We start from the raw sequence: 16,239 nt of genomic DNA on the forward strand, positions 1-16,239 counted from the left end.
CTGTCAACCTATGTTGACATCATGACCGAAGCAACGGATCTCGCCGAGCGCGCCGGCGATCGCGATCCTCGGGTCGGACTGCGCGCCGTCGCCGCCCTGCGCAGGCTGCTGGAGCAGCTGGAGGCGGTACAGGTGCGCAGTGCGCGCAATCAGGGGTGGTCGTGGCAGGAGATCGCCGCGGAACTCGGAGTCAGCAGGCAGGCCGTGCACAAGAAGTACGGGAGGCAGTGATGTTCGAGCGGTTCACCAAGGACGCCCGGGACGTGGTGCGGGGCGCGGTCGAGCAGTGTGAAGGAACCGGGGCGGGGACCGTCGAGCCCGAGCATCTGCTGCTCGCCCTCCTCGATCGTGAGGCCGGCCGCGCCTCCTTCGTGCTGGCCGCGCTCGGGGTCGCGGAGCGGAAGGAGTCGCTACGGGAGGCACTGGCGCAGGCACGGCGGCGGGCCGGGCTGTCCCGGGCCGAGACCGACGCGCTCGCCGGGATCGGGATCGATGTGTCCGCGATCGTCTCCCGGGTGGAGGAGGTGCACGGCGTCGGCGCGATGTCCGGTGATGCCAGGGAGCGGGGGTGGTGGGGAGCCGGACGCCGGTCCTTCGGGCGGGGTGCCAAGGATGTGCTGGAGAGGTCGCTGCGTCTCGCTCTCGCCCGCCGGGACCGGCATATCGGCGATCAGCACATCCTGCTCGCCCTGACCGTCCGGCCCGGCGTCGTCGCGGAGGTCCTCGCCGACCACGGGGTCACCCATGAGTCGGTGACGCGCGTGCTCTACGGGGGCGGGGGAGAGGCCGCCGCCCAGGCCGGCTGAGCGGAGGCGTCGACTCCGGCGCCTCCCGCTCCCTCGGACTGCCTCCTCTCACCCCTTCGGCGTCCGCAGCAGGGCTCCGATGTGTGCCGCCGCCGTCGACAAGTGGCGTCGGGCGTCTCGGAGCTGGCCTGCGGTGACGCCGTGGTCGCGGGCCGCGTCGCGGATGTCGTCGCGGAAGCGGTCCAGGAGGCGGTCCAGGTCGCGGGCCGGGTCGCCGCTGGAGGGCTCATGGGCCCAGGCCGGTTCGTAGTCGGCAGGGAAGTCCTCGGGGGTGCGGCTGTACTCCGGCTGCGGGGGAGCCGCCCGGTCGGCCGGGTCCGTCCCGCCGGTGCGGCCGAAGCCGAAGTCCTTGCCGAGGTCCCTTCCGAAGTCCATGCCGAACTCGCCGAACTCCTTGGCCAGTTCGGTCAGGCCCTCGCGCAGGCCGGTCGGCCAGTCGCCGCGCGCGAAGTGGTCCTGGACCTGTTCCTGGACGCGTCGCGCGATGCGCTGCACCTCCTCCTGCGCCTGGGCCCGGGCGCGGTCCTGGGCCTCCTTGGCCTGGCGGCGGGCCCGCTGGGCCTCCTCGCGGGCGCGGCGGCTCTCGTCCTTGGCGCGGCGGGCCTGCTCCTTCCACTCCTGCTTGGCCCGCCGCATCTCCTCCTTCGCCACCCGCCAGGTGTCCTGGTCCGGCTGCTCCGAGGACTCCCCGGAAGCGCCGCCCGCGGTGCCCTGGCGCGCCCGCGAGGCCGCCGCCCGCATCTCACGCCGCAGATCACCGGCCGCGCCGCGCACATCGGCCCGGATCTCCGCGGCCAGCTCCGCCACCGACTCCCGGATCTCCAGCTCCAGGTCGGCCAGCTCGCCGCTGCGGTCGGCCAGTTCGGCGCGGCCCGCGTCGGTGATCGCGTACACCTTGCGGCCGCCCTCGGTGGTGTGGGTGACCAGGCCCTCGGCCTCCAGCTTGGCCAGACGGGGGTAGACCGTGCCCGCCGACGGGGCGTACAGGCCCTGGAAGCGTTCCTCCAGGAGGCGGATCACCTCATAGCCGTGGCGCGGGGCCTCGTCCAGCAGCTTCAGCAGGTAGAGACGCAGACGGCCATGGGCGAAGACGGGGGGCATGTCAGAGCACCTTCTTGTCGGTCGTGCCGTCGGCCGGGGCGTCGGTGGGGGCGCTGGTGGGGGTGTCGGTGAGGGGGGCGGAGGGGGTCTGCTCCCGGCCGGCTGCGGAATTCTCTCCCGGACCGGGGTGTGCTACGTCCGCCGGGGGTGCCGGCTCCGCATTCCAGGGCTGGTCCTGCCAGGGCTCCTCCTCCGCAGGTGGGCGGCGCAGGAGGGCGATGGCGCCCGAGACGGTCGTCGCCTTCAGCCGGCCGTTGCCCGCGCCGAGGCGGCCGGTGATGCGCTTGGCGCCCCACTGGCCGCTGACCCGGAGGTCCTCGAAGGCGCTGGCGACCGAGCCGCTCGCGGTGTTCGCCTCCACCTCGGCGTCCGCCGGGTGCGGCAGCCGGATGGCGATCTCGCCGGAGACGCTGGTCAGGTCGATGTCCGTGGGGCGGCCCGCCGGGTCCAGGTCGACGATCATCGAGCCGCTCACCGAGTCGGCCTTCACCGAGGAGCCCGCCTCCACGACGGTCAGGTCGCCGGAGAGGGAGTGGTGGCGCAGGTCGCCGGTGAGGGCCTGGGCCTCGACGCTGCCCGAGACGGTGTCCGCGCGGACCGGGCCCGCGAGGCCGACCAGGGTGGTGTCGCCGGAGACGCCCTTCACGGCCGTGTGCCCGTCCACCCCCGAGACCACCGCTGTCGCGCTGACCACGCCCACCTCCACGCGGGTGCGTGCCGGGACGGCCAGGGAGACGACCGCGCTGCGCCGCCGGCCCTTGCGGTCGAGCCACTTGAGGAAGCCCTGCCACGGCAGGTCCTCGTACGCCACCGTCAGCGTGCCGTCCTGGTGGGTCACCGTCAGGGGCGGTCCCTCGACCCGGGAGACCTCCAGGCGGGCGGGGCCCTCGTCCGTGCCCACCACGTTCACCACGCCGTTGACGACACGGACGTGCAGTTCGCTCACGGGCTCCTCGAAGGAGAGCTTCGTGGGCTCGGCGACGGACCACTCGGACATGGTGCGGACCTCCTCAAGCGCGACGCGCCATATCGCGTCTACCGCTAAACACGATATATCGCGCCGCGTCGAAGTCAAGGCACTCGTTCTGGTGATCGCGGCTGCCTCGCGACTGCCTCGCGGTTACCTCGCGACTGCCTCGCGGCGACCTTGCGATGGCCTTGCGACCACCTCACGGCTGCCCAAAGGTGACGAATTGTCCCAGTCTGCCTAGCGTGTGAGCATGCCGATGGAACCGACGGAACGCGCGGAAGCCACCGCCCCCGGAGCCCTCCTGCTGTGCCGTGCGGAACCCGACTCCGTCGCCCCCGCCGCCCACCTCCTGCGCGAGCCGATGCTCCTCACTCGCGCCGGCGAGGAGTGGAGTGTCCTCGTCCCCGAGGGCACCCCCTGGCAGTACGGCGAGGAACCGGTCGACCGCGTCCTCACCGGCTGGGCCACGGCCCTCGCCGTCGGCGCTCTCTGGCCCGTGCTCGCCCTGTGGTGGGACGCCGACCGCGCCGGCTACCTCCTCGCCTCCGGCTTCCGCCGCCCCGTCGGCTACACCTGGCTCCGCCCCGGCACCCCGGCCGGCGAGGACGAGGCGATGCGGACCTTCGCCGCCCGGCTCGGACTCGACCCCGTCCTCGACATGCAGGCCCTGGAACGGCTCACCCGGCCCGACACCGAGGCCGACGCCCGCTCCCGGCTGCTCGGACTGCTCGCCGTCCTCACGCGCGCGGGCGTCCGTCTGCCCGACGGACTCACCCCGGGCGAGCCCGCCGAGCGGCTGCGCGCGGCCGTCCGGGGCCGCCCCGACGTCCGGCAGGTCGCCTGGCAGGGCCGGTGGGAGACGGTCCGCGCGGAACTCGACGCCGTCGAGAGCAGCCCCCTCGGCCCCTGGCTGCCCTGGTCCGGCAGCCCACGCGCGCGTGCCCTCGCCCTCGCCCAGGTGGCCGCCGGGCTCCCGCTCACCGCGTGGGGCGTGCGCCGCCGCAGCCCCGGCTGGCTCGTGGCGGGCGCCCTGCTGCTGGCCCACGGCACCCTGGGGCTCGTGTACGACGTGGGGTGGTGGCCTCGCGACTGAGGGCCAGGGGACGGGGCGTACGGCGGAAAGAAAAAGGGGCGCACAGAGGCGCCCCTTCCCGGTTGTCGCGTCGGTGGACCGGTGGACTACTCGTCGTCCTCGTCGTCCAGCCGCGCCAGCCACGTCGCCAGGCGCTCCACCGGGACCTCGAAGTCGGGGTTGAGGTCGACGAACGTACGCAGCTGCTCGGCGAGCCACTCGAAGGTGATCTCCTCCTCGCCGCGCCGCTTCTCCAGTTCCTCGATGCCGCGGTCGGTGAAGTACATGGATCGTGCTCCGTGGTCGGTCGCAGGGGTATAGGGATGCGCCCTCGCGGGAAGGACCCTTGTTCCTGCGAAAGGAGAGGGGTCCTGTGCTCCGGAGGAGGGGGACGGGAACAAGGATAGGTGCCGGGGGCACCGAGGGGAGACGGGGAACGGGGGAGCGCCATGAGTCAGGAAGTGACGCGGGTAGCGCGGATCGCCCTGCCGGACGGGACACCGGTGTGGGCGCGTATTTCCGGGGCCGAGGAGCTGACCGCGGCGTCCGGGCAGCTGTCGTACAGCGACACCGGGTTCACCGACCGGGTGGAGGCGAGCGTGGAGAGCCTGCACTCGCTGATCACCGGGGTCGCCCGCTCGCTGGCTGAGCCGCTGCGCGCGGTGCGGCCCGATGAGGTGAGCGTCGCGTTCGGCATCGAGCTGACCGCGAAGGCCGGGAAGGTCGTGGGTCTGCTGGCCGACGGGGAGGCGAAGGCCGGCATCACGGTGACCCTGACCTGGAACAGCGGCCCGCCGGACCCGGACGCACCGGCGCGTACGGGCGCGCCCCCCGGCGCCCCGGCGCACGGGGGCGCCGATACCGCCGCCGGTGGGGGCGGGGCATGACGCACCGGCACATGGGGGGCGCACCGGGCGGCTTCGATGACGCCCACCGTGCGCTGCGTGACCTCGTGATGGCGGCGACCGTGCGCATCCATCGCACAGACGTCGGGTATGCCCCTGACGAACCGGGCACCTTCCTCGGCAGCGGATTCTTCATCGCCCCGAACTGGGTGCTGACCTGCGCACACGTCGTGCACGGCGGGGAGGGGGGTGATCTCGCGGTGGTCTATCAGAGCGGACCCGAGCAGGGCTCGTCCGTCGTACCCGGCGAGGTAGCGGCCACGCTCCCGGAGCGGCTGGACCGGCCCGTCACCGGCAGCTGGCCCGCCCCCGACCTGGCCCTGGTCCGGCTGCGCGAACCCGTCGGCCATGACTGCGTCTACGTCTCCGAGCGGCCTACGGCGTACTACAGCGAGGGCAAGGTGCTCTACGCCGGCTGGACCGTGGTGGGCGGACAGTTACAGATCCTCGACGGCCCGATCGAGGTCCAGGGGACCATCGGCGGCTGGACGACGGGCGTACAGATGCGCCTCGGCCACAACGACCTGCCGCCCGGCGTCTCGGGCGGGCCCGTGATCGATCCGGTGCGCGGCGAGGTCATCGGCGTGCTGAAGTCCCGCGCCGACCACGGGCAGGGCGGCACCTCCACCGGCATCGAGCGGCTGCGCACCCTGCCGGTGCCGCAGGGCGCGGTCACGGCCGAGCACGACGACGTCTACCAGGCGGTCTTCCACGCCCACGACCGCTACCACCGCGACCGTCAGCAGCCCCGGGACTCCCGGCGGCCGACCTGGGCCGACGCGCAGAGCCGGCTCAAGGCCCGGCCGGGGCGCACGCTCAGCCCCGGTGAGCGCACCGAGCTGCTCGGCCGGCTGGCCGCGTTGCCGCCGCCGGTCAGCACCCGCGGCCTGCTCGACATCGTCGACGCGCTGCCCGCCGGCCAGGACCCGCATCTGCTGCCCGCGCCGCGCGGTTGGCGCGACGGCCTCGGCATGCTCTACGAGAACACCCGGGACGACGGCGCCCTGAAACTCGTCCTCGACTACGCGATGGGCGTCCTGCGGGCCGAACGGCCGCCGACACCCAGCTGGTTGGACGCCGAGCGGGCGCTGTGGGAGTGGATCCGGCAGGCCGCGGCCGGCCTCGACAGCGGCTACCGCAGCAGCCTGGCCCGGCAGTGGGCCGAGTGGTCCGGGCTGCGGCGCCAGCGGACGCGGAGCGGTAGGGGCGGTGGGAGCACCGGCGGTACGGGCCCGGTCGGCCCCTGGCAGGGGCAGGGGCAGGGGCAGGGGCAGGGGCAGGGGCAGGGGCGGACGGCGACGGCTCCGCCCTGGCCGGGAGCGGAGCCGACCCCGCCTGGAGTGACACAGCCGTCCACCGCACCCGGACCGCACCCACCGACCGACGGCCCCGGGCGGGCGCGGCCGTACGCGCCTGCCGCGGCCGTCGGTGACCAGGACAGGCCCGCCTCGCCGGGGGCTGACACCCGGCCGCACTTGCCGGGTGGGGTAGTCGGTGACCAGAGCCGGTCTGGCGTATCGGAGGCCGACTCCCGGGCGCAGTCGCCGGGTACGACCGCCGGCGACCGGGATCGGTCTGGCGCGTCGGAGGGTGACGCCCGGTCGTACGTGCCGGGTGCCACCGCCGGTGATCAGGGCCGGTCCGTGGTGCCGGAGGGGGATACCCGGCCGGATTCGCGGGAGCCGGACCCGGGGTCGTACGAGCCCGGCCGGGCTGTCGGCGAGCAGGCCCGGCCTGCCTTGCCGGAGTCCGACACTTTGCCGTACGTGCCGGCTGATACCGCCGGTGATCAGGGCCGGTCCGTCGTGCCGGAGGGGGACACGCGGCCGGATTCGCGGGAGGCGGGAATCGGGGCGTACTCGGCAGCTGGTGCGGTGGGCGAGCAGGCCCGGTCGGCCTCGCCTGAGGCCGATGCCTTGCCGTACGTGCCGGGTGCCACGGCCGGTGACCGGAGTCGGGCCGCCTCGCCGGAGGCGGACCCGGGGTCGTACGGGCCCGGCCGGGCCGTCGGCGAGCAGGCCCGGTCGGCCTTGCCTGAGGCCGATACCTTGCCGTACGTGCCGGGTGCTACCGCCGGTGATCAGGGCCGGTCCGTCGTGCCGGAGGGGGAGGCCAGGCCGGATTCGCGGGAGGCGGGCATCGGGGCGTACTCGGCAGGTGGGGCGGTGGGGGAGCAGGGCCGGTCGGCCTTGCCGGAGTCCGACACCTTGCCGTACGTGCCCGCTCCGACCGCCGGGGACCAGGACGGGTCCGTCTCGCCGGAGCCCGCTCCCCAGCCGCACTCGCCAGGACCGACCGCCGCTGACCACAGCCGGTCCCACTTGCCGGGCGGGGCCGCCCGTGACCATGCCCGGGTCGCCCCGCCCCGTCTGTCCGTTCTGCTGGAGGTGTTACGCCGGGGCTGGGAGCCCGACCGGTGCGACTGGTCGGTTTCCGTGGCCCGCCCCGACGGTGAGGTGTTACGGCTCTACGAGGCCGAGCGAACGCCCCTCGACCAGCTCCCGGTGCGGGTCGCCGAGCCGCTCACCGAGGCGTTCCGCCGCTGCGACGAACCGGACCGGCCCGCGCCGCTCCAGGCCGCGCTGCCCCATCTGCTGCTCGCCCTTCCGGTGGACGACTGGCGACTGCGCCCGGGTGAACCGCCGCTGGGGGTGCAGCGCCCGGTGGTGGTGCGCTGCTCCGACCGCGATCAGTTACCCGACGACGACACCGACTACTACTACGGGAGCGACCCGGCCGGCGACGACGGGCGCCACGAACGCCGGGACCGCTGGCGCTGGTTGCACACGCACGGCGCCCGCGCCGAGGTCCTCGACTGCGACGAGGGCATACGACAGCCCGTGCCGGACGTCGCCGACCTGCGCGGCCTGGCCCGGCGCGCGGTGCCCGTGCTGTGCCGCTACGGCGACCAGCGCTACGAGGACGACGGGGCGGCCCTCGTCCGGATCGTGCACGCCGGTTTCGGGGTGGCCCTGTGGCGGCGCTGGCCCGGCCAACCGGACGCGGTCTGCGGGGAGTTCCACCGCGGGGCGCGCCAGGCCGTCGACGACGGGGTCAGCACCGAGCTGCTGCCGGACGTCGTGCACGCGATGCGGACCAAGCTGCGGGCGGGCCTGACGGAGGCGTTCTGGGCCGACGGCATCGCGCTCTACTACGACGACCCCCATGATCCGTTGCCGGGTACCGGCGACCTGCTGGAGGCGCCGTGAGGCTGAGGCGGACCGGGGACGCCTTTCGGCCGTTCACCAGGCCGCCTGGCCTCTTACCAGGCCCCCCGGGGATCGATACCGTGATGCACGTTCGACGGCTGCCATGGACGAGTTGACGAGTTGACGACACGAGGACCGGACCATGACCGATTCCAATGAGTGGCTCATCTACCGAGGCGCCGGCGAACCCCACGACGGGATGGACCGGCTGCCCCCGCCGCCGCCCTGGCGCGACTTCTCCGGCCGGGACGCGGCCGGGCCCGGCGACGGCTCCCAGGACCGCCGGCTCGGCGCGCACCGGCATCTGGCGGAGCTGCACCGGCCGGGCGCCGAGGAGCTGGAGATGATCAACGCGGCGCTGTATCTGCGCCGCCCGCTGCTGGTCACCGGCAGCCCCGGCGCGGGCAAGAGCACACTGGCCCACTCGGTGGCGTACGAGCTGGGGCTGGGCGAGGTGCTGCGCTGGTCCATCGTCAGCCGCTCCACCCTGGGGGACGGGCTCTACCACTACGACGCCATCGCCCGCCTCCAGGACGTGCAGATCGCCGCGCAGGGCGGCTTCGGGGCGGCGGCCGGCAGCCCCGGCGCGGTGGAGAGCCTCGGCAGCTACATCCGTCTCGGGCCGCTCGGAACCGCCCTCCTTCCCTCCGACACACCGCGCGTGCTGCTCATAGACGAGCTGGACAAGAGCGACATCGACCTGCCCAACGACCTGCTGAACGTGCTGGAGGAGGGCGAGTTCGAGATACCGGAGCTCCAGCGCGTCGCCGACCGGTTGCCGGACGGGGAGGCGGAGGTGCTCACCGCCGACGGCACCAAGGTGCGGGTGCGGGACGGGCGGGTGCGCTGCCGGGCCTTTCCGTTCGTCGTCCTGACCAGCAACGGCGAGCGCGACTTCCCGGCACCGCTGATGCGGCGCTGCATCCATCTGGAGCTGGGGCGGCCCGACCACAACCGGCTCGCCACCTTCGTACGGGCGCACCTCGGAGACGAGGCGGCGCGGGCCGGCGACGACCTGATCACCCGCTTCCTGGAGCGTTCGCGCACCGAACTCCTCGCGGCGGACCAGCTCCTGAACGCCATCCACCTCACCGCCGCGGCCGCCCCGCCCAGCCGCGACCGCCTCGCCGACCTGCTCATCCAGCGGCTCGACCGCCCGAGGTGAGCCGCTGATGCCGGACGCAGCCCCCCGCCACGGCCCGACGGACCCCGACCACACCCCGAACCGACCCGCCCCCACCGCGCCTGCGGTGTGCGCCGGAGGTGAGCCCAGTTCCTCCGGCGGCTCGCCCCCTGACCCCATCGCCGAACTGGTGGCTCGGCTTCGGCAGGGCGGGATGGATCCGGATGCCGAGGGGCTGAGTGATGCGTTGTGGCTGGCGCGGTGGTTGCGGCCGGGGGTGGGGCCGGAGGCCGAGGAGGGAGAGCCGGGGGGTCGTGACGGTGGGCGGCGGCCGGGGCGGGAGGAGAGGCCGGGAGGAGACGGGCGGCGGGAGCCGGGGCGGGGCGCGCGGGACGAGGCGCGGCCGGAGGTGAGTGAACCGCCGGTGTACGAGGCGGGGAGCGAGGGGCGGGTGGCGTTGTATCCGCCGACCCGGGGGCGGGCGGCGCGGGCGGACGCGGCGCAGGGGCAGGGCGGGGCGGCGCTGCCGATCGGGGTGCCCGCCGCGCCGGTGCTGCCCGCGACGCTGGAACTGCAGCGTGCGCTGCGGCCGTTGCAGGGGTACCGGAGTCCGGCGCCGCCGCTGCACAAGGAACTGGACGAGGTGGCGACGGCCGAGCTGAGTGCCCGTGCCGGTGGGTTGGTGATGCCCGTGTACCGGGCCGTGACCCGCGGGGACACCAGGTTGCAGCTGGTGCTGGACGCCTCGCCGTCGATGCGGGTGTGGGAGCGTCTGTTCGCCGAACTGGAGGGTGTGTTCGCACAGTTGGGGGCGTTCGGGGACGTCCAGGTCAGCCATCTGCACGAGGGACCGGAGGGGGAGCCGGTCATCAGCCGGAGCCCGGACGCCCACGCCGCTCCGCTGCACGCCGCCGACCGGCTCAGCGACCCCACCGGGCGCCGGATCACGCTCCTGGTCAGCGACTGCGCGGGACCGCTGTGGCGCAGCGGGCAGGCCCACCGGCTGTTGCACCACCTGGCCCGGCAGGCGCCCGCCGCCGTGCTCCAGCCGCTCCCGCAGCGCCTGTGGAGCCGGACCCGGCTGCCGGTGACGTACGGCGAGCTCACCCGCGGTGAGTCGCTGGGCGGGGCGGCCGTGCTGCGGGTGCGCACGCCGGGGGGACACCGCCGGACCGCCGGGCTGCCGCTGCCGGTGCTGCCGCCCGACCCGGCCGCGCTCGGCTCCTGGGCGCGCCTGCTGTCGGGGGCCGGCTCCGCGCCGGTCGACGGAGCCGTCGGCTGGGTGCGCGCCGACCAGCCGCCCGCCCCGGCCGGTTCCGCCGCCCGCTCCCTGTCGTGGGTGGAGCGCGTCGGCCGGTTCCGCTCCACCGCCTCTCCGGACGCCGGCCGGCTCGCCGTCTACCTCGCGGCGGCTCCGCTGTGCCTGCCGGTGATGCAGCTCGTGCAGCGCACCATGCTCCCCGGTTCCGGCCCCTCCGAGCTGGCCGAGGTGCTGCTCAGCGGACTGGTCACCCGCGCCGGCGAGGACCACGGCGACGACGGCGCCCAGTGGTACGAGATGCAGCCCGACGTGCAGGAGGCGCTGCTGTCCACCCTCGGCCGCGACGAGGCCGTACTCGTCCTCAAGCACTGCTCGGAGTACATCGAGCAGCGCTACGGCAAGGGCGGCCCCAACTTCCCCGCCCTCGCCCTGGCCCAGCTCGGCAACGGCGGCTCGGGGCGGCCGTACGCGCCCGGCGGCGCCTACCCCGGCGACAACGGCGACGTGACCCTCGTGCCGCAGCCCTTCGCGGAGGTCGCCGTGCGGGTCCTGGAGCGGTTCATGCCGCTGCCGGAGCAGTTCGCGGTGTACGGCGCACGGGCCGCCGCCGGGGCGGCACCCGAGGAGCGGCCCACCCACCAGGCCGTCGTCCGGGCCCGCTTCCTGGTCGCGCGGTTCGACGACGAGGGCATGGTGCAGGACCTCATCGACGCCGTGCAGCTGCTGCGCGGCGCCACCGAGCACGAGCGGCCGCAGGGCGCCGACCCCGAGCTGTGGGCGCAGTACGCGCACAGCACCCTGCGGCTGTGGGAGGTGCAGGGCGGGCCCGAGCTGCTGCGGGAGGCGGAGCGGGCCGCCGAGCGGGCCGTCGCCCACCCGCACGCGCTGCGGGAGCGTGCCGTGCTCGCCCGGGTGCTGCGCGCCGCCGCCGTGGACCGCCGCCGGCGCGGTGACCAGCACGGCGCGCTGGACCTGCTCAGCCGCGCCGACCGCGAGTACGCGGTGGCCTGCGCCGCCCCCGGCCTCACGGAGGACGAGGCACTGGAACTCACCCTGGAACGCGTGGGCGCGCTGGAGACCCAGTGGCGGCTCGGCGGCGACGCCGCGCTGCTGCAGGGCGCCGTCGGCATGCTGGAGGCGTTCGCCGACGCCTGGCCGGACCGTCGCCGGCGCCCGCCCGAACTGCCCCTCGCCCACGGCCGGATCCTGCTCCGCCTCGCCGACGCCACCCCCGACCCCGAGCAGGCCCGCGGCCACGCCGACCAGGCGGCCCGCTCGCTGCGCGACGCCCTGGAGACCGCCGCCGAGGCGGACACCGACCAGCCCGTGCGGGAGCGGGTCCGGGTCCATCTGGATCTGGTCGACGCGCTGTTGAAGTCCGGCGGCCCGCTGGACGAGGCCCAGGACCGGGTCGACGACGCCCTGCGCCTCACCCGCGAGCGCGCCCTGCGGTCCGCCCTGCTGGTGCGCGCCGGGCGCATCGCCGCCGCCCGGCACACCGAGACCGGTGACCCGCGCGCCCTGCACACCGCCGCCGACCGGTTCGAGCTGGCCGCCGCCAGCATGCCCCGGGACGCGCCCGCGCACGCCGACGTCCTCGCCGAGTGGGGCGAGGCCCTGCTGCGGCTGGCCCGCCCGGAGAGCGGGGGCCGGGCGCTCGGACCGCTGTCCCGGGCGATCCGTGTGCTGCGGGAGTGCCGCACCGAGACGCCCTCCGGTGACCCCCGGCTCGCCCACCGGCTGTTCCTGCTGGGCCGGGCGCTGATGGCCCGCTACGGCACCCGCGGCGACCCCGTGGACCTGAGGGAGGCCGAGCACCTCTTCGGGCTGGCGGCGGCAGCGGCGGACGACGCGCTGCTCGCCGCCCGCTGCCGGCTCGCCCTCGGCCGCGCCCACTTCGAGGTCTACCGGAGCCTGCACCGGCCCACCCGGCTGGATGCCGCCGTGGACGCCTTCCGGGACGCGGCGGAGTCCGCGCGGGAGGCCGAGGAGCGGGCCGAGACCGAGCGGTCGCGGCAGGAGGCCGTCGAACTGTGCGCTCAGGCGCACCACTGGCGGGGTAGGACCTATGAGGCGGCCGCACGCCCGCGCGCCGCCCGCGAGGCGTACCGCACCGCACGGACGGAGTGGCAGCGGCTGCCGGACGGCTGGACCGGCACGGCCGGGCCCACCGCCGAGGACACGACGCGCAGGCTCGCGGAGCTGGAATGACGACAACAGCGACGAGGGAGGGAGCGCGCCGATGAGTGCGGAGCCGGAGGAGCCGCTCGGGGACGTACTGGGCCTGAGCCTGGCCGACCTGAGGACGGTCGAGCATCCTGTGCTGCGCGAGGTGCTGGAGGATCTGCGCGAACGGGCCGCACAGCCCGGCGAGATGCTCTGGGGGTACGGCAGCGCGTTCTGAACCGGACCCGGTGGGCGTCAAGGGGCGACGTGATTCGGTCAAGTTGCCTCTTCGGAGCATGCGTTCGCGAGGGATGTGCTTTGCGGGTGCCCCGCCCGGGAATGCGGCCAGAGACGGCGTGCCTTGGGCAGGGGGTGACGGAGTGTCGTACGGCATGGCCTCCTTCCCCTTCCGGCAGTTCATCGTCAAGGTGCACGGCCGCTGCAATCTCGCCTGCCGCTACTGCTACCTCTACGAGGGACCCGACCGGACCTGGCGCGGCCGCCCCGCGGCCGCCTCCCCGGCCGTACTGGACCGCACCGCGACCCGGATCGCCGAGCACGCGCGCGCCCACGGCCGCCCGGACCTCTCCCTGGTGCTGCACGGCGGCGAACCCCTGCTGGCCGGCGCCGGCCGGCTCGCCCGCTTCACCTCCCTGGTCCGTGACCGCGTCCCGCACGGCACGACCGTCCACGCGGCGGTCCAGACGAACGCCACCCTGCTCACCGAGGACCGTCTCGCCACCCTCGCCGCCGCCGGGATCCGCGTCGGCGTCAGCCTCGACGGCGGGCTGCCCGGCCACAACACGCGCCGCGTCGACCACGCCGGACGCCCGTCCTGGGCCGCCGCGTCACGCGGGGTACGGCTGCTCGCCGACCGCTTCCCGGCGTCGTACGCGGGCGTCCTCACCGTCGTCGACCCGACGCTGGACCCGGTCGAGACCTACGAGTCACTGCTCACCCTGCGCCCTCCCGCCCTGGACCTGCTCCTGCCGCACGGCAACTGGTCGACGCCGCCGCCGCACCTGGACGGGGACCGCTACGGGCGGTGGCTGTGCGCCGTCTTCGACCGCTGGTGGGGGGCCGGGCGGCGGGAGACCAGGGTCCGGCTGTTCGAGGCGTGCGTCGCGCTGCTGCTGGGGCGGCCCGTCGCGGTCGAGCCGCTGGGGCTCGCGCCCTTCGACACGGTGGTCGTCGAGACCGACGGTTCGATCGAGCAGGTCGACTCCCTGAAATCGGCCTACGACGGAGCGGCCGAGACCGGCCTCGACGTCTTCCGGCACACCTTCGACGAGGCGCTGCGCCATCCGGCGGTGGCGGCACGGCAGGCGGGCGCGGACGCGCTGGGCGCCACCTGCCGGGCCTGCCCCCTGCTGCGCGTCTGCGGCGGCGGCCAGTACGCGCACCGCTACCGTGCCGGGCACGGCTTCGCCAACCCGTCCGTGTACTGCACCGACCTCCAGCGCTTCATCCGGCACGTGGCGCGACGGCTCACCGAGGAGGTCCCCGCACCGGTCTCCTCCTCGGCCGAAGGAGGCACTCCGTGATATTTCCGCCGCTCACCGACTTCGCCCTCGCCGAACTCGGCGGCACCGGAGGCGGCCCCGAGACCCTTGCCCTCCTCATCCGCGATCAGGACACCCGACGGCTGCTGCTGCTTCGGGCCGTCCTCGACGCGGCCGAGTCGGCCGACCGCGGCATCTGCCCACCCGCCGCCCGGGACCGCCTCCGCGAGGACTGGGCCCTCCTGGCGGAAACGGAGGCCCTTACCTCGCCACCCGGTGCCCCCTGGCACTCCCCGGTCCGCACCGCCCTGGGCCATCCCCTGCTCGGCCCCTGGGCACGGCGCTGCCTTCAGGGGCTGGCGCCGGGGGGCACTGGGGGCGACCTGGGAGCGGGCCGGGGGGAGGTCGCGCAGCCCGGCGCTGACGGGGTGCCGCCTGCGCCCACCCGTGCCGCCCCAGCGGCACGACTGCCCGCAGGCTACGCGGGATCGGCGGGTGCCGCGGGCTATGCGGGGTCGGCGGCTGCGGCAGGCTATGCGGGGTCGGCGGCTGCGGCAGGCTATGCGGGGCCGGCGGGTGCCGCAGGCTATGCGGGATCGGCGGCTGCGGCAGGCCATGCGGGGTCGGCGGGTGCCGGGGGCTATGCGGGGTCGGCGGGTGCCGGGGGCTATGCGGGATCGGCGGGTGCCGCAGGCTACGCGGGATCGGCGGCTGCGGCAGGCTATGCGGGACCGGCGGGTGCCGGGGGCTATGCGGGGTCGGCGGGTGCCGGGGGCTATGTGGGGTCGGCGGGTGTCGCGGATTCTGTGGGTTCGGTGGTGGCCGATGCCGTTCCCGGGTCGTTCGGGGTGGGCTCCGTAGGTGAGTGGGAGCGGTGCAGGCGGGAACTTGCTGAGGATCTGGCGTACTTCAGTGCTGTTGTGGCCGCGGTCGCCGCTCGCGCCGGGGTGCCCTTCGCGCTGCGGCTCACCGCTCACGGCGGGCAGCTCGTGCTGCCGGCCATCGGGGCGCTGCACCTGGACGGGACCCAACCGGTGCCCGTCGACGTCGTGCACCGGCAGGGGCGGCTGACCCTGCGTCGGCCGGGTGCGGTGGACGTCGTCGTCCGGCTGGAGGGGGACTTCGGGGCCTGGTCCGACTCGCGGGCCTGGACACCGGCGTACGCCCTGCCCGCCCTGCTGCCGGGCGGCACCCCGCTGCCCCTGGACGACCTCGACCCGTACCGCGCCGCGCACGGCGACCCGCAGTGCTACGGGCTGACCGGCCCCGCCACCCTCGACGACGCCGAGCGCAAGCACTGGCTCCAGGCGTGGTCGGGCACGGCCGCGGCGCTGCGGCTCGGCGGTGAGCAGCGGCTCACCGAGACGGTCACCCTGCTGCGCTGCCTGGTGCCGCTCGCCCTGCCCGACGGGACCTCCGCCGAGGAGCGCACCCGCGGGTCGTGCAGCGCGACCCGGCGGGAGGCGTTCGGAGCCGTGCTCAGCAGCACCCCGCCCGACGCGGCCCGCCTCGCCGCGACCCTGGTGCACGAACTCCACCACGCAAAACTCGCCGTGGTCAGCGACATGGTGCCGCTGCATCACGCCGACGACCGCGCCCGGCACTTCGCACCCTGGCGGCCCGACCCGCGACCGTACGACGGCCTCCTCCAGGGCGCCTACGCGCATCTGGCGCTCGCCGACTTCTACCAGCGCCGCGCCCTCGACGGCACGGACCGGGCGCACCTCGACACGGACTGGGGTCAGTTCGCGCGTCTGCACGCGCAGGTCGGTGCCGCGCTGCCCGCGCTCGTCGGCTCCGACGAACTCACTCCGCCTGGGCGGCGGTTCGTGGAGGTCATGGTGGCCGCGCATGAGCGGATGGCCGACAGTCCCGCTCCGCGAGCGCACCGTGTACGCGCCCGTGAGTATGTTCGTACCGCCCGTCGTCTGTGGGCGCAGCGCGTATAGAGCTCGGGACGGTCAGTCCGTTCGCGGGTGCGGGTGCGTGGTGGTTCACAGACCCGCACCCCTGCAGTGCGTGGCTGAGCCAGTCGTGTGAGTGATCCGTTGCGTGGGGAGGTAGGGGTCGTTGCCCATCTGGTAGGAGCCGTGCCCAGCTTCTAAAATCTCGTGCGGGAGGCCG

Annotated in this window: 13 protein-coding genes; 10 read left to right on the forward strand and 3 right to left on the reverse strand. The window is 75.0% G+C overall.

Features of this window, described 5'->3' with window-relative positions; all coding sequences use genetic code 11:
- Positions 1-21: 21 nt before the first annotated feature.
- Positions 22-231 (forward strand): helix-turn-helix domain-containing protein, encoded by a 210-nt coding sequence (locus ACH5AC_RS03205; RefSeq protein ID WP_018571396.1) that lies wholly within the window; start codon positions 22-24, stop codon positions 229-231.
- Positions 231-806, forward strand: coding sequence for a Clp protease N-terminal domain-containing protein (locus tag ACH5AC_RS03210; protein WP_398859847.1), 576 nt, complete (start codon positions 231-233; stop codon positions 804-806). Before ACH5AC_RS03205 ends, ACH5AC_RS03210 begins: the two co-directional genes overlap by 1 nt.
- 48 nt (positions 807-854) lie before the next feature.
- Here ACH5AC_RS03210 and ACH5AC_RS03215 read toward each other — a convergent pair whose 3' ends face one another.
- Positions 855-1,907, reverse strand: a complete 1,053-nt coding sequence (locus ACH5AC_RS03215) for a helix-turn-helix transcriptional regulator (protein WP_398859848.1) — start codon at positions 1,905-1,907, stop codon at positions 855-857.
- 1 nt (position 1,908) lies between these two features.
- A complete protein-coding gene (locus ACH5AC_RS03220) occupies positions 1,909-2,904 on the reverse strand; it encodes a DUF4097 family beta strand repeat-containing protein (protein ID WP_398859850.1) in 996 nt (331 codons plus the stop codon).
- 223 nt (positions 2,905-3,127) lie between these two features.
- Between ACH5AC_RS03220 and ACH5AC_RS03225 the strand changes: the two genes are divergently transcribed.
- On the forward strand, positions 3,128-3,970 hold the full coding sequence (locus tag ACH5AC_RS03225) for a hypothetical protein (RefSeq protein WP_398859852.1): 843 nt from the start codon (positions 3,128-3,130) through the stop codon (positions 3,968-3,970).
- An 86-nt stretch (positions 3,971-4,056) separates the two neighbouring features.
- Here ACH5AC_RS03225 and ACH5AC_RS03230 read toward each other — a convergent pair whose 3' ends face one another.
- On the reverse strand, positions 4,057-4,236 hold the full coding sequence (locus ACH5AC_RS03230; protein WP_028420339.1) for a DUF6104 family protein: 180 nt from the start codon (positions 4,234-4,236) through the stop codon (positions 4,057-4,059).
- A 162-nt stretch (positions 4,237-4,398) separates the two neighbouring features.
- Here ACH5AC_RS03230 and ACH5AC_RS03235 point away from each other — a divergent pair, with 162 nt between their 5' ends.
- The 7 genes from ACH5AC_RS03235 (at position 4,399) to ACH5AC_RS03265 (ending at position 16,064) form a co-directional block, all read left to right on the forward strand.
- Positions 4,399-4,836: a CU044_2847 family protein gene (locus tag ACH5AC_RS03235; RefSeq protein WP_398859853.1), complete on the forward strand. Its 438-nt coding sequence runs from the start codon at positions 4,399-4,401 to the stop codon at positions 4,834-4,836.
- An 11-nt stretch (positions 4,837-4,847) separates the two neighbouring features.
- Positions 4,848-8,063: a trypsin-like peptidase domain-containing protein gene (locus ACH5AC_RS03240; protein WP_398859854.1), complete on the forward strand. Its 3,216-nt coding sequence runs from the start codon at positions 4,848-4,850 to the stop codon at positions 8,061-8,063.
- Between the two features lie 142 nt (positions 8,064-8,205).
- Entirely contained in the window at positions 8,206-9,228 is a 1,023-nt protein-coding gene (locus ACH5AC_RS03245; protein ID WP_398859855.1) for an AAA family ATPase, read from the forward strand.
- A gap of 7 nt (positions 9,229-9,235) precedes the next feature.
- A complete protein-coding gene (locus tag ACH5AC_RS03250; protein WP_398859856.1) occupies positions 9,236-12,658 on the forward strand; it encodes an SAV_2336 N-terminal domain-related protein in 3,423 nt (1,140 codons plus the stop codon).
- A 31-nt stretch (positions 12,659-12,689) separates the two neighbouring features.
- Positions 12,690-12,851, forward strand: a complete 162-nt coding sequence (gene fxsA, locus ACH5AC_RS03255; RefSeq protein ID WP_398859857.1) for an FxSxx-COOH cyclophane-containing RiPP peptide — start codon at positions 12,690-12,692, stop codon at positions 12,849-12,851.
- A 154-nt stretch (positions 12,852-13,005) separates the two neighbouring features.
- The gene (locus ACH5AC_RS03260) at positions 13,006-14,157 is read left to right on the forward strand and encodes an FxsB family cyclophane-forming radical SAM/SPASM peptide maturase (RefSeq protein WP_398859858.1); all 1,152 of its coding nucleotides are present in this window, start codon (positions 13,006-13,008) and stop codon (positions 14,155-14,157) included.
- Positions 14,158-15,035: 878 nt separating this feature from the next.
- On the forward strand, positions 15,036-16,064 hold the full coding sequence (locus ACH5AC_RS03265; RefSeq protein ID WP_398859859.1) for an aKG-HExxH-type peptide beta-hydroxylase: 1,029 nt from the start codon (positions 15,036-15,038) through the stop codon (positions 16,062-16,064).
- Positions 16,065-16,239: the final 175 nt, after the last annotated feature.

This window comes from Streptomyces sp. NPDC018693, assembly GCF_044391385.1.
In the GTDB taxonomy this organism is placed as follows: domain Bacteria; phylum Actinomycetota; class Actinomycetes; order Streptomycetales; family Streptomycetaceae; genus Streptomyces.